Origin of the sequence: Megasphaera hominis, from assembly GCF_014269395.1 — a bacterium.
GTDB classification, from domain to species: domain Bacteria; phylum Bacillota; class Negativicutes; order Veillonellales; family Megasphaeraceae; genus Megasphaera; species Megasphaera hominis.
The window spans coordinates 16,228-30,271 of record NZ_JACOGK010000004.1 but is presented as its reverse complement, the minus strand read 5'-3'; the positions used below and the strand labels follow the sequence as shown (position 1 = coordinate 30,271).

The following is a 14,044-nucleotide window of genomic DNA, read 5'->3' as shown; positions in this document are numbered from 1 at the left end:
CATAGAAAAAGGAGAAAAAATGCCCGAATTTCAGTCCAGATTTAAAGAAATACAGCGCCGTGTACCCATTGATGAACATAATTTTTCTATTCAATTCGACGAAACTAAGTGCAAGAATTGCACATTGTGCCGTCGTACCTGCGCTGCTACGCAAACCGTCATGGATTACTATTATCTGCCTAGCACGAACGACATGCCTATTTGCGTCCACTGTGGCCAGTGCGCCGCCGTGTGTCCCTTTGGCGCCATTACGGAAGTCTCTGACGTAGACAAAGTAAAAGCCGCCATTGCCGATCCAAGCAAGGTCGTCATGATTCAGACCGCACCGGCTGTCCGCGTCGGTCTCGGCGAAGCCTTTGGTATGGACCCTGGCACTTTCGTCGAAGGCAAGATGGTTGCAGCCCTCAAGAAGCTGGGCGCCGACTATGTCTTTGATACGGATTTTGGCGCTGACCTGACAATCATGGAAGAAGCCATGGAACTCCTGCACCGCCTGCAGTCCGAAGAAATTCCTATTCCGCAGTTTACGAGCTGCTGCCCGGCGTGGGTTGAATTTTTGGAAACGTACTATCCGGACCTGATGCCGCACCTGTCGTCTACCAAGAGTCCTATCAGTATCTTGAGCGCCGTCATGAAGACGTGGTTTGTAAAACAGCAAAACCTCGATCCGAAAGATGTCGTCATCGTCGACGTCGCTCCCTGCACGGCGAAGAAAGCAGAAATCCGCCGTCCCGAATTGAATGCCTCTGCAGCCTACTGGAACCAGGAAGACCTGCGCGATACGGATATTTCCATTACGACGCGGGAACTGGCCGAATGGATCAAGTCTGAAGGCATCGACTTCGACCAGCTCGAAGACGATCATTTCGATAAAGTCTTTGGCGAATCTACCGGCGGCGGCCGTATTTTCGGCAACAGCGGCGGCGTTATGGAAGCAGCCCTGCGCGCAGCGTACTACTTCTTTACAGGCCGTAAAGCACCGGCCGACTTCATTCCCTTCGAACCGGTCCGCGGTCTCGAAGGCGTCAAGAAGGCAACCGTCGTCTTCGGTCACTTCGTCATCCACGTCGCAGCTATCAGTGGCCTCGGCAATGCCCGTAAATTCCTGGATGAACTCGTCGCAGCCGGCAACTTCGAAGACTATTCCTTCATCGAAGTCATGGCCTGCCCGGGCGGCTGTATCGGTGGCGGCGGCCAGCCGAAGGTAAAACTGCCGCAGGTTAAAAAGGTACAGCAGGCCCGTATGGATTCTCTCTACAAGAGCGATGTCGAAGCAGAGTACAAGGCCAGCTGGGAAAACCCGGAAATTCAGGACCTGTACAAGCAGTTCCTCGGCGAACCCCTGTCGGAAACGGCAGAAATGATGTTGCACACGTACTTTACGGACCGCAGCGATGACTTGGGCGAAATGAAACACGTGACACCTGTGACAAACCCCATGTCGCCAAGCTATAAACCACCTGTTGATGCACCGGCAGACGCAGATAAAAAAGAATAATTTCACGTATAAGAAAGGGCTTCCGTCCCGTGACGGAGGTCCTTTTTGTATGTAAAATTTTCAATTAATATGAGAAAGATAATCGAATACAATTGACATATTTTATCAAATACGCTATAATCATAGCGTTCCGTACGTGTCCCTGTAATACGGAGCGATAAGGAGAACCAGTGCATCTTACGGGAGTAAAAGAGAGGAAACTAGGAAAACTCGCCAATGAAGCCGTGAGTATGTGAAAGTTCCTCCTTATCACAATAAGATACTGTGTCAAAAGGAGAGATGTATAATGAAACGAAAAATCATGTTAACCCTCGCAACGACTATGGCCCTCGGTGCAACCTGCGCCTTTGCTGCCAACCCATTCGTCGATGTACCGACCGATTCCTGGGCTTACAACGCCGTCGTAGAATTGGCCGATGAAGGCATCATCCAGGGTGTAGATGGCACGCATTTCGAAGGCAACCGTAATATTACACGTTACGAAGCAGCCGAAATGACAGCCAAAGCCATGGCCCACATGGACAAAGCCTCTGTAGAACAGCGCGCTCTTATCAACAAATTGGCTGATGAATTCGCTGATGAACTGAACAGCCTGGGTGTTCGCGTTTCTAACCTGGAAAAGAAAGTCGGCAACGTCAAATTGACCGGCGATGCCCGCGTTCGTTACCAGCATCAGAGCAACAACGCAGACTACCGCAATGATAATTCTTGGGATTACCGCGTTCGTATCCGCGCTAACGCCCAGGTCAACGACCGCACGACCGTTACCTACGGCATCAGCACAGGCGACCTGAACTTCGGTGCTGACGGCTCTATCGATTCGAAAAACGATAACGACCAGGACGTCTTCACAGATGACGCCAAAGTCGATTACAACTTCGGCGGTGACCGTTGGAACCTGAGCGTCGGCCGGACCGATACGTACATCCTCGGCGGTGACAACACCTATGGTTACCAGTACGGCGACGTCTTCGACCGGGCCGAACTGTCCTACCACAACGACCGCTTCGGTGCTACTGCCGGTTATGGTAAATTTAAGCTCGGCGACATTGCCGGTTCCCTTGAAGAAGGTACTAAAGGCGTGAAGACAGGCTACGGCGTCTTGGAAGGTTACTTCGGCGGCGGCCGTGCAGCTGATTCCAAAGTCGGCGTCTACTACAACGACTTCAACGGCCAGGAAGGCTTCCGCGCTGACGACCTCTGGGGCGGCTATGCCAGCTTCAACCTGGGCAAATGGAATGCCTTTGCCAACTATGAAAAGATCAACAGCATCAGCAAAAACCTCACTGATGGCGATACGAAGGATCCAGAAGTTTGGATCGGCAAGCTCACCTACGGCGGCGCTGACAGCGAAGTCCGCGGCTCTTGGGATGCTTGGGTAGAATACATCAACGCCGACAAGGGCGCCCTCCTCGGTGGTGCGACGAACTCCTGGCGTGATGACAGTGTCCTCGACAACGTAGAATCGTGGGGCGCCGGCATCGACTACACCCTTTCCAAAAACGTCATCCTCACGGCAGCCCAGACCTTTGGCACGAAAGCCAAACACGGCTCTGATGATCCCGATGAATTCACGGATGTTGAAATCAACTTCCTCTTCTAATCCATACAGCAATGTTGAGAAAAAAGCGGCCTTGTGGTCGCTTTTTTTCTGCCCCTTTGGTAGCTATTCCAAATTAGCATACTGTATACAAAACACAAGCGAATAGAGAATAATTGCAATTAGCTATAGGTCGTGAAAGGCGTAACAATCGCTTTGGCAGGGATTTTTTACACTTTCAAAGACACCATTGTAGTGTTACAGAAAGATTACAATTTGAAGAAATTTACGGTAAGATTTAAGAAAATTTAAAGATTACATCTTGCTCTATCAAATTTGAGAGCCTGTAAACCGCATGGTTAAGCCATTTTCGTCGTATTTTGACAAAAAAGCGAAGGTACGGTATAATGTCAACAAGGTTGTTGGTGAGCCGGTGGTTCAGGTGACAACCGAGAAAGAGCAACAGGCCTACAACGTATAGGGTAGTAAAAGAGAGGAAACTAGGACAACTCGCCAATGAACCCCTAAGACGTAAGACCACCGCTCGACTGTGACGGATTGGAACATTCTTACAAACTATTTTTTAGAAAAGGGGTAATTCGCAATGAAAACTAAAGTATTAGCAGCATTAGTTGCAACCATGGCCGTTGGCGCTACTTGCGCTTTCGCAGCAAACCCGTTCGTTGATGTACCGACTGATTCCTGGGCTTACAACGCTGTCGTAGAATTGGCAGACGAAGGCATCATCCAGGGTGTTGATGGCACACATTTCGAAGGCAACCGTAACATCACTCGTTATGAAGCAGCTGAAATGACAGCTAAAGCCATGGCTCACATGGACAAAGCTTCTGTTGAACAGCGCGCTCTGATCAACAAATTGGCTGACGAATTTGCTGATGAACTGAACAGCCTCGGCGTTCGCGTATCCAACCTCGAAAACAAAGTTGGCAACGTTAAATTGACAGGTGACGCTCGTCTCCGTTATCGTTACCAGCAGGACAACAAAGAAAACGATAACTCCTGGAACTTCCGTGTACGTGTACGCGCTAACGCACAGGTTAACGACCGTACGAAAGCTACGTTGGGCATCAGCACCAACAACCTGAACTTTGCTGACAACGGCTCTATCGACACGAAGAACGACAACAACGAAGACATCTACGCTGATCTCGCTAACGTAGATTACAACTTCGGCGGCAACAACTGGGATCTGTTGGTTGGCCGTTATAGCTACAACCTCGGTGATGGTGGCTATGCTTACCAGTACAGCGATTCCTTCGACGGTGCTCAGTTGAAATACAAGAACAACCACTTCGCTGCTACGGCTGGCTATGGTAAATTTAAGATCGGTGATACAGCTGGCACATACGTAGATGGCAAAACAGATGTTGACGGTGTTAAGACGGCTTATGGCGAATTACAGGGCTTCTTCGGCCACCGTACATCCGCTGGCGTTTACTACAACAACTTCTCCGGCCAGACTGGCTTTGCAACCGACGATATGTGGGGCGCTTATGCTAACTTCGGCCTCGGCCAGAAGTGGTCCTTGCTCGGCAACTACGAAAAACTGAACAAGACAGACTCTTCCAAACAGGACGACGCTGATCTCTGGATCGGTAAACTGCAGTATGGTTCTGCTTCCTTCGCAGCTCCGAAATCCTGGGATGCTTGGGTTGAATACATCAATGTTGACCCGAACGGCTACATCAAAGGTTCCACAGGTTCCTGGAGATGGAATAACCTCGACAACGTTAAATCTTGGGGCGCTGGCATCGACTACACATTCGCTAAGAGCGCTATGTTCTCCGTTATGCAGTCCTTCGCTTCCGAAACCAAAGAAGGCAACGCTGCCGATCCGGAAGAACAGACATGTGCTCAGTTCGTATTCGTATTCTAAGAAATACCTTACGGCACATACAAAGACCACCCTTCGGGGTGGTCTTTTTTTGCACCTATTTGGCCGTGAGAGTGCTTTTGGCAAACTTCGTGATAATTCGTACGTAGAGCGGGAAAACGTCGTATTCAGGCGTCAAATGTGGTATAATATAAGCATAAGTAACGGAAGAAAAACCTATATATTGGGGTGAGACTTATGATCCTTTATTTTACAGGGACCGGAAATTCCCTCAGCGTAGCCAGGCAGCTTGCTGCGGCGACAGGGGATACGGCTGTGCATATTGCCGACCTGACGAAGCATGGTACGTGTACGCTCATCCGGGACCGTGTCATCGGTTTTGTATTTCCTGTCTATTTTGGCGATATTCCCTGGCCTGTACAGGAGTTTATCCGCAATACGAAATTTGCCCCGTCGGCCTATATCTATGCCGTCGCTACCTGTGGCAGTACGCCTGGCAATGCCTTGTACAACCTGCAGCAGCTTTTGGCGTGGCATCGCTGCCGCCTGGCCTATGCCGATTCCGTGTCCATGATCGCCAACAGTACGTCGACGTGGAAAAAGGGCGTTTCCTATGATTACCGCCGTCTCGATGCAGCCAAAGATCACGTTGCTGCCATTGCCCACGCCGTTATGGAACGGCGCGAATCCCTGCGGCACGTAAAACGTAGTCTGGCCGGATCTATTATGGGTCTGGGCGTCGTACGGCAAGTAGGCAGCCGCCGCTTTACCATTACGGCTAATCCCGATGCCTGTGTAGGCTGCGGCCTCTGTGTCCATATCTGTCCCGTAGGCAACCTGACGCTCAAAGACGGCAAGGTTGTCGTCAGTGACCATTGTGCTATGTGTATGGCCTGCGTTCAGTGGTGTCCTCATGGCGGCATTTTCGTCCACGGTCACGCCATTGCCAGGGAAGATCAATATCATCATCCGGAAGTTAACGCTGAAGATCTGTACCGCCGTTAGGCCGGTATATAAAAACCGCACGATACGGGGGAGTATCGTGCGGTTTCTGTATCTGTGGGAGATAAAAAAGAGTGTGAATTAAGAAGGGAATGTCTTACTGTTTATTGTGCTGCTGCAGCTTTGCCCAGGGCGGCGCATTCTTCGGAATTGTTCGGTGTTTCGTTGACAATGGCTGTACCGAAGACGATAGCGCCGGCGTCTTCAGCGCGCTGTTTCCACGCGTCCATCCATTCGCCGGAGCCCCAGCCGTAGGAACCGAAGAGGCCGACTTTCTTGCCGCTCAGTTTGGGAGCAATGGCTGTAAAGAACGGTTCGACGACGCTGTCTTCGAGCTCTTCCGAGCCCATAGCCGGGCAGCCCAGCAGGATAACGTCGTTAGCGGCGACAGCATCGGCTGTCGTGTCTTCCATGCGGACTGATTCTACGCTGGCACCGGCGCCTTCTGCGGCAGCTTTGATTTCCTGTGCCATAGCTTCTGTGTTACCTGTACCACTCCAATATGCAATTTCTACCATGTGTCTTTGTCCTCCTTACGTTACGCAACGATAAGTTTTTCCAGCGCCGTTCCCGTTACAAAACTGTTTTCGTAGGCAGCGCGGCAGCTGGAGTAGGCCTGAAACAGGGCGGCGGCCTGTTCGGCATCACCGTATACCTTCCACTCACCACAAAGCTTGGCGTCGCTGCCCTTGTGCCGGATAAAGCCGATGACGTCGGCTAAGGGATAGCCCAGGAAAATACCTGACTCATGAGGGAAACACCCTCCGTTGGCAAAACGATCAGCCAGGTGATTCAACAAGACCGGTGCAGGTGCTTCGGGCGTATAGCCCAGGTTGGCGAGGAAGCGTGCTACATCAGCTTGGCGGAGATAGGCTTCAACCATGTCCGGCCGGTAAACGTAGAGCAGTGTACGCTGGGGGCATTGATAGAGAATGCGAAAATAAAGTCCCTTGTGGTTGTACTGCTCGTTATAACGGGCCACGCTGGCTTCGTATTGTTCTTTTGTACCTGCGCGGTGTAGACACAGAAGAGCACCCATCTTCAGGCGGGCCAAGGTTGGCGCACAATAGGTGATAAGTAGTTGGTCGATGTTCACGAACAGACCTCCTTTCCTTTTGTGTTTCTGACAAGACATACTATACCAATTATGATAACAGTTGTCAATGTTTTATTGATATAAAATATCAAAATTGACATACAAGTGAAATTTATAATTAATGATGGAATATGTATTGCATCACGGTTTTGCGTGACTTTTTTATTAGTATATCAGGATTAATTCATAGCAATATCTATATAAAATTATGAGATGGAATTTCGTAATATCCTTGTAAGAGAAAAGAACGTGATTATTGATATTGACAATCGTTAGTTTTTCTGTAAAATAAAAAGAAAGGAAGGTTGTGTTATATGGAAGCAATGCTACAAAGTCTTGTTCTGCCTTTTCTGGGGATATCCCTCGGCGCTGGCTGTGTCTTTTTTTGACACATGAGCTGTCTCTTTCGGTACAACGCGTCTTGACCGGTTTTGCCGCCGGTGTCATGGTTGCTGCGTCCGTATGGAGCCTCCTCTTACCCTCTCTCGATCTCAGCGCTGCGTGGGGACAGCTGGCCTTTGTGCCTGTCGTCATTGGTTTTTGGCTGGGCATTTTCTTACTCCTCGCCTTAGACCACCTTATTCCTCATCTTCATTTACACAGCCAGCAGGCAGAAGGCCCGCATAGTCATTTACAGCGGACGACCATGCTGGTTCTGGCTGTGACGCTGCACAACATTCCTGAAGGCATGGCTGTCGGCGTCGTCTGCGCCGGGTATTTGAGCGGTGAAAGCGGCCTCACCCTGGCCGGTGTCTTCACCTTGGCGCTGGGCATTGCGATTCAGAATTTCCCTGAAGGCGCTATCATTTCCATGCCCCTTAAGAGTGCCGGTCTCAGCCGTTGGCGGTCTTTTGCCGGCGGCGTTCTCTCAGGTATCGTCGAACCCATTGGTGCCGGCATTACCATTTTGGCGGCAGCCCTCGTCGTCCCGGTCTTGCCATATCTGCTCAGCTTTGCTGCCGGCGCTATGCTCTACGTCGTCGTCGAAGAGCTGATTCCGGAAATGTCTGCAGGCCCGCATTCCGATCTGGGCGTCTTGTCCTTTGCCTTGGGCTTCACCATCATGATGGCTCTCGACACGGCCTTAGGATGATTGATGAATAGTTCTTATTATAATAGAATTTGATATGGGTTCTCATTCGATTTATTGCAAACTGAATATATTTGATAAAATATAAGAAATAAATATATTTATTCGTAAATATATTTATAAAAACTCTTAAAATTTACTGTATTTTCCCTGCTTATCTGAAATAGGGAAAACCTTGCACAATGTGAAAAGAGTTTTTTTATCATTGACATTCTTTCGTTTTGCTGTGTATAATGAGTAAGACCCATGTTCAGAGAGAAAACAAGGGCCCGTTTATTATTGTTGCTAGCGGATAGGAGAGGATTTTCATGTTTCAGAACACGAATTTTTGGATTGGTTTAGGCATCGGTGTAGTAGCTGGTATTTTTGGTTACAAGATGATCCAGCAGAGAGAACAGCAGCTCCTGGCCCTCCAGCAGCCTGCAGTTCCTGCAGCAGCACCTTCCCTGGAAGAATTACAGCGTCAGAAAGAAGCACTGGAAGACATGATCGCAGCTCAGTCTGTACAGTAATTCGAAAAACGGCATTATAAGAAAAAAACAAAACCGGCGGCAGAGTGTATTCTGCACGCCGGTTTTGCTTTCCATGGGGCGTGACATGCCAGTGGCATGTCACGGTTCTGGTACTCATCCCAGGGAAGAGGAGTACCAGAAGGGGACGAAAGTACCCGTTGCTTTAGCAACGGGGGATAGAGGCGAAATTAGTAGTAACAACGTTGATTATACTTCATGCGGCTGCGATAAGGCCGCATGAAGGTGGGTGACATGCCAGTGGCATGTCACGGTTCCGGTACTCATCCCAGGCAAGAGGAGCGACGGAAGGAGACGAAAGTACCCGTTGCTTTAGCAACGGGGGATAGAGGCGAAATTAGTAGTAATAACGTCAATTACGCCTAGCGCGGCCGCAAAGCGCCTGGCGTAAGCGCTGCCATTCCCAAAAGCCAACAAAAGGAGTTGAAAACCATGAGTGAAGATGTTCTTGTACCACGGGCCGTGCTGCCACCCAAGCTGACGCCGGCTGTTTCTGAACTGCCTGAGGTCATCGGTGCTATTTTCAAGGAGCTCCAATCCTTGAAGGGGCAAGTACGCCGGGCCGGACGCTATGCTGAAGCAGCTAAGAGTACAGCCGACAATGCCCAGCGCACGCGCCGGTCGTGGTTTATTTTCCACAATCACGGCGATGCTATCCGCCGTCTCCAAGGCGCCGTGAGTACCCTGGCCGATGCCCAAGTGACCACTGCCCAGGCCCAGCGCGTTTCCTTCGATTATCAGGAACGCGTCGGCGAGCTGACGAAGTATCTCTTTGCCTTAGGTGCAGCTGATGAAGAATCCTGTCAGACCGTCCTGCACGAGCTGGAAGAAAAGCTCTATGGTCCGGACGGCAAGGATCTGTCGGAACTCGTACGGCGCGAACTCCTGGGCGTCGTGCAACAGCTACAAAACCAGTTCCATCTCTGTGCCGGTCTGGCAGCACAGGAAGAAAAACAGGTATCCTTAGAAAAAGAAGTAGCAGCCCTTACGGCGGCTGTCAAAAATCTCCGTTCCCAAAACGCAGACCAGGAAAAACGTCTGGCAGCCCTGGAAGCGGCTTTAGAAGAACAGGAAAAAAAGGACCAGGCCTCACGGCGCAAATGGACCTTGGCCGGTATCATCGGTATGGGCGCCATCCTTTCGGTCTGTCTGGCGCTGCTCTAACACGACAAAAAAGTGGCTTCGCGAATACAGGAGTTTCGCGAAGCCACTTTTTATATGCCTGAAAGGAAATGCTGTACAGGAGTTATGCGCGCATAGCCCGCATGGAATTGAGGACGGCCAGGATAAGCACACCGACATCACCGAAGACAGCTTCCCACATGCCGGCAATACCGAGAGCACCGAGGATAAGGAAGAGCCCTTTAATGCCAATGGCGAAGACAATATTCTGCGTGGCAATGGCCCGCGTCGCCTTAGCAATGTTCATGGCTTCAGGAATCTTCGACGGTTCGTCCGTCATGAGGATGACGTCGGCTGCTTCAATGGCGGCGTCTGAGCCGAGGGCACCCATGGCAATGCCTACGTCAGCCCGGGCCAGTACCGGTGCATCGTTAATACCGTCGCCGACGAAGGCCAGTTTTTTACCGGGCTTCTTCGCCGCGTCGAGCTCTTCCAGGCGTTCTACCTTTTCTGCCGGCAAGAGCTGGGCAAAGCATTTGTCCAGGCCCAGTTTCTTTGCAATAGCCGTGGCGATGGCTTTGCTGTCGCCTGTGAGCATGACCGTTTGGGAAACGCCTTTTTTCTTCAGCTCTGCAATGGCCTTCTGGCTGTCTTCTTTGACTTCATCGGCAATGACCAGGCAGCCCATGTAGGTACCGTCGACGGCCACATAGACCTTGGTGCCCGTTTCTTCATTTTCCGTAAAGGGAATGGCTGCTTCCTGCAGGAGGCGGGCATTGCCGGCGAGGATTTCCTTACCCTGCCAGGTGGCGCAAATGCCGCGGCCGCTCTTTTCGCAGTACGCTGCGAGTTCACTGCGGTCCGGTGTGCTGCCGTAGGCTTCCATGATGGATGTGGCAATGGGGTGGCGGGAGCCGCATTCGGCAAGAGCCGCGTAGTGGAGGAGCGTATCCTTGCTGACACCGGCTGCAGTAGCGATATTTGTTACGTTAAAGGTACCCTTTGTAAGTGTACCGGTTTTATCGAAGACGATCGTATCGACCTGGGCCAAGGCTTCCAGGTAGTTGCTGCCCTTGACGAGAATGCCCTTGCGGGATGCTGCGCCAATGCCGCTAAAGAAAGTAAGGGGAATGGAAACGACCAGGGCACACGGGCAAGAGATAACGAGGAAGACAAAGGAGCGCATGATCCAGTCTGTCCAGACACCGCCAAAGAAAAGAGGCGGTACGGCAGCCAGGAAGACAGCACCGATGACGACAGCTGGCGTGTAGTAACGGCAGAAGCGGGTAATGAACCGTTCCATGGGTGCCTTGCGGGCAGCTGCGTTTTCTACGAGATCGATGACCTTGCTGGCTGTTGATTCACCAAAGCTGTGGGTCGTTTCGATTTCCAGCATACCGTCTGTGGAAATGCAGCCCGACAGGGCTTCGTCGCCGGCTTCTACGCGGCGTGGTACGGCTTCCCCTGTGAGAGCCTTCGTATCGACTAAGGCCGTGCCGGCAAGGACCGTGCCGTCAATAGGAATCCGTTCGCCCGGCTGGACGACGATGGTCGAGCCGATGGCGACGCTGCCCGACGGCACCGTAACGATATCGTTCCCCTGACGGACGTGGGCTGTATCAGGGCGGATGTCGAGGAGGGACTTAATGGAATGGCGCGAATTATCGACGGCCTTATCCTGGAAAAATTCACCGACCTGATAGAAGAGCATAACTGCAACGGCTTCAGGGTATTCGCCAATGACGAAGGCACCGATGGTAGACAAGCTCATGAGAAAATGTTCATCGAAGACACGGCCGTGACGGATATTTTTCAAGGCCTGGAGCACGACGTCGTAGCCGAGGATGACGTAGGCGGCGACAAGGACGGCCAGGTATACCGTGTCAGAAAGACCGAAAAAGGCATGGCCTAAGAGTACGGCGGCGTAGAGGATAGCGCCGACGATGAGACGCTGCTTGCGTAGCAGTCCTTCTTCCTCTTCTTCGTCGTCATCCTGAGCGGCGCTATGGGACGTGTCGATAATTTCGATGTCCGGTTCGTGCGTGTGGACGATCTTTTCAATCTGCGGCAAGACGGCTGCTTCTGCGTCGGCATCGACAGAAATGGTCAGGGTTTGACACATGAGATTGACTGCTGACGCAGTAATGCCGGACAAACTGCCCACTTCCTCTTCAATCTTGGCAGAGCAGTTCGGGCAATCGAGGCCCTTTAATAAAAATGTTTTTTCCATGCTGAGCACTTCCTTTCTTCCTGTGGGCATTTCCTTATTCGTGCACGTGTTCCCGCGCCATATCGAGGAGAGTCCGTACGTGATCGTCGGCTAAGGAATAGTAGACGATCTGCCCGTCCCGGCGATACGTGACGAGCTTGCCCATGCGCAGGACCTTGAGCTAGTGTGATACGGCTGATTTGGTGACGTTTAACAGTACGGCTAAATCACAGACGCACAATTCGTGACATTCCAGGGCCGACAGGAGCTTTACCCGTGTGGGATCGCTGAAGAGCTTGAACAGTGCCGCCAAGTGATTATATTCTGCCCGTGGCAGCAGCTGGGACTGGACGTCATCGACTACGTCTTGGTGGATGACGTCGCAATCACAGACAGGAGCTTGGTTTGCCATATTTGTTCCTCCTAATGTAACATATGAACAACTATTCATTTGTTTTTCTATCTATAGCTTACAAGGTTGTGAAAGAAATGTCAATGGGTGAAAGAGCTTTTTGTCTCTTTTTGTTTTCCCTGTTTTTACCTATTAGAAAAGGCACGAGTATAATGAAATTTTCACACAAGATTAAACCTTTTATATCCAGAATATTATCAATAAATTTACCGATTTTGATAAAACTGTGCGTATATAGATGGTTAAATAAAAGTTTAAGAATTCCTTAAAAATACCCTGTTATGGCCTGTAATCACTAGGATGACAGACTATAACGAAAAAAGTAAATACGAGATCTTCAAAAATTATTGACAATAATTCCTGCTTTCGGTTATAATAAATTTTGTAAGAGGTTATCAATACAAGAGACAGCTGACGTACTCTTTAGTACTAGCGCCAGCTCATTAAAAGGAGATGTACCGTATGTTTCAGAATCAGGATTTTTGGATCGGTTTAGGTGTTGGTGTATTAGCTGGTATTTTCGGTTACAAGCTCATGGTAGAACGGGAACAACAGCTTTTGGCCCTGCAGCAGCCTGCAGCCACAAGCGCGTCGGCTAACGTTCCTTTGGCAGAATTACAGCGTCAGAAAGAAGAACTGGAAGACATGATCGCCGCACAGGAAGCTGCAGCAAAATAACCGGAAACGTACAAAGGACTGTCTCGTAGCCGGGGCAGTTCTTTTTCTGTTCCTTTAGTACGAAAGGTAACTTACTCTATGCTATCATTTTCAAAATGGGATTTTATCCTGCGTTCTGTCCAGGTGTCGTCATACATCCCTGGCCGTATCCGCTTGCACAGTAAACGCCTCATTGGCAATCATGCCCTTTGCAAACAGGTAGACGCGTATATCTCAGCGTATCACGAAATAGAATCTGTCGATATCAATGTGTTGACGGGCTCGGTACTCATTCAATACCAGCCTACACTGCTGCGGGCAAATCACGAACTGGCCCAGATGGAGCAGTATGTAGTCAAGCATCTTGAAAGGAGATAACATACTATGTCCTATGTTTCCGGTTTTATGATTGGCGCTTCCATCGGGAAGTCCATTCATCAGTTCTTTGATTCCCGCTATCCCCATGTACCCAAGGCAGCCCGTCCTGTCCAGGTAGGCCAGGTTCGTCCGGCCCCTGTCCGCCCGGCTGCACCGGTACCTATTTTTACACGTGTAGCAGCCAGCTTAGGCCGCCGCCGTTATCGCGCTGCCAGTCTCGTGCGCAATCCTGCCCTCGATCAGCTCGTTGCCGAATCGCTCTATAAGATGACCGGTGTGCAGCGCGTAGAAGTCAATCCCGCCATAGGGAGCCTCCTCATCTTAGGCGATGAAGCGACGCTCAATACGATTGAAAAGGTACTCTCAGAAGAAGTCTTTGCTGTTAAAATGCCGGGTGAAGACCTTTTGAAGCAGCTCGATACACTGGCCGGCCAGGATAAAAAGCCAACCCCCGATTTTCGCAAGACCGCCAATGACGTATGTAACGAGTTCAGTAAGGTGATTTCCGGCGGTACGCATAACGTCCTCGATCTGCGTTCTCTCGTTGCCTTGGCCTTTATCGTCCGGGGTATCCGCAAGATCGTCATGATGGATCAGCGTGCGTCGGGCCCGCAAATGCTTTGGTGGGCTGCTAGTCTCTTAAGGGGGAAATAAT

14 protein-coding genes are annotated in these 14,044 nt (G+C 50.6%); 10 read left to right on the top strand and 4 right to left on the bottom strand.

Annotated elements, in window-relative coordinates; all coding sequences use genetic code 11:
* Positions 1–19: 19 nt before the first annotated feature.
* From H8J70_RS02030 to H8J70_RS02015, 4 genes are all read left to right on the top strand, one after another.
* Complete coding sequence (locus H8J70_RS02030; protein ID WP_186502098.1) at positions 20–1,498, top strand: [FeFe] hydrogenase, group A; 1,479 nt, start codon at positions 20–22, stop codon at positions 1,496–1,498.
* Between the two features lie 286 nt (positions 1,499–1,784).
* Positions 1,785–3,101, top strand: a complete 1,317-nt coding sequence (locus tag H8J70_RS02025; protein ID WP_186502097.1) for an S-layer homology domain-containing protein — start codon at positions 1,785–1,787, stop codon at positions 3,099–3,101.
* Between the two features lie 541 nt (positions 3,102–3,642).
* Positions 3,643–4,935, top strand: a complete 1,293-nt coding sequence (locus H8J70_RS02020) for an S-layer homology domain-containing protein (protein WP_186502095.1) — start codon at positions 3,643–3,645, stop codon at positions 4,933–4,935.
* A gap of 195 nt (positions 4,936–5,130) precedes the next feature.
* Entirely contained in the window at positions 5,131–5,898 is a 768-nt protein-coding gene (locus H8J70_RS02015; RefSeq protein WP_186502093.1) for an EFR1 family ferrodoxin, read from the top strand.
* Between the two features lie 101 nt (positions 5,899–5,999).
* Here H8J70_RS02015 and H8J70_RS02010 read toward each other — a convergent pair whose 3' ends face one another.
* Both H8J70_RS02010 and H8J70_RS02005 read right to left on the bottom strand, forming a co-directional pair.
* The gene (locus tag H8J70_RS02010) at positions 6,000–6,413 is read right to left on the bottom strand and encodes a flavodoxin domain-containing protein (protein ID WP_186502091.1); all 414 of its coding nucleotides are present in this window, start codon (positions 6,411–6,413) and stop codon (positions 6,000–6,002) included.
* Positions 6,414–6,433: 20 nt separating this feature from the next.
* Positions 6,434–6,991 (bottom strand): DUF3793 family protein, encoded by a 558-nt coding sequence (locus tag H8J70_RS02005; RefSeq protein WP_186502090.1) that lies wholly within the window; start codon positions 6,989–6,991, stop codon positions 6,434–6,436.
* A gap of 385 nt (positions 6,992–7,376) precedes the next feature.
* Between H8J70_RS02005 and H8J70_RS02000 the strand changes: the two genes are divergently transcribed.
* The 3 genes from H8J70_RS02000 (at position 7,377) to H8J70_RS01990 (ending at position 9,775) form a co-directional block, all read left to right on the top strand.
* Entirely contained in the window at positions 7,377–8,084 is a 708-nt protein-coding gene (locus H8J70_RS02000; RefSeq protein WP_246415229.1) for a ZIP family metal transporter, read from the top strand.
* A gap of 305 nt (positions 8,085–8,389) precedes the next feature.
* A complete protein-coding gene (locus H8J70_RS01995) occupies positions 8,390–8,593 on the top strand; it encodes a 50S ribosomal protein L9 (protein ID WP_186502089.1) in 204 nt (67 codons plus the stop codon).
* Positions 8,594–9,043: 450 nt separating this feature from the next.
* Positions 9,044–9,775, top strand: a complete 732-nt coding sequence (locus H8J70_RS01990) for a hypothetical protein (protein WP_186502087.1) — start codon at positions 9,044–9,046, stop codon at positions 9,773–9,775.
* An 82-nt stretch (positions 9,776–9,857) separates the two neighbouring features.
* Here H8J70_RS01990 and H8J70_RS01985 read toward each other — a convergent pair whose 3' ends face one another.
* Entirely contained in the window at positions 9,858–11,963 is a 2,106-nt protein-coding gene (locus H8J70_RS01985; RefSeq protein ID WP_186502085.1) for a heavy metal translocating P-type ATPase, read from the bottom strand.
* A 160-nt stretch (positions 11,964–12,123) separates the two neighbouring features.
* On the bottom strand, positions 12,124–12,354 hold the full coding sequence (locus tag H8J70_RS12805) for an ArsR family transcriptional regulator (RefSeq protein WP_425489116.1): 231 nt from the start codon (positions 12,352–12,354) through the stop codon (positions 12,124–12,126).
* A 462-nt stretch (positions 12,355–12,816) separates the two neighbouring features.
* On the opposite strand from H8J70_RS12805, the gene H8J70_RS01975 reads away from it, so the two are divergent.
* From H8J70_RS01975 to H8J70_RS01965, 3 genes are all read left to right on the top strand, one after another.
* Entirely contained in the window at positions 12,817–13,032 is a 216-nt protein-coding gene (locus tag H8J70_RS01975; protein ID WP_186502083.1) for a 50S ribosomal protein L9, read from the top strand.
* A gap of 78 nt (positions 13,033–13,110) precedes the next feature.
* Positions 13,111–13,389 carry an HMA2 domain-containing protein gene (locus H8J70_RS01970; protein WP_186502082.1) on the top strand — a complete coding sequence of 93 codons (279 nt, stop codon included), beginning with the start codon at positions 13,111–13,113 and terminating at the stop codon, positions 13,387–13,389.
* 6 nt (positions 13,390–13,395) lie between these two features.
* Complete coding sequence (locus tag H8J70_RS01965; RefSeq protein ID WP_186502081.1) at positions 13,396–14,043, top strand: HMA2 domain-containing protein; 648 nt, start codon at positions 13,396–13,398, stop codon at positions 14,041–14,043.
* The last annotated feature ends 1 nt before the right edge of the window (position 14,044 follow it).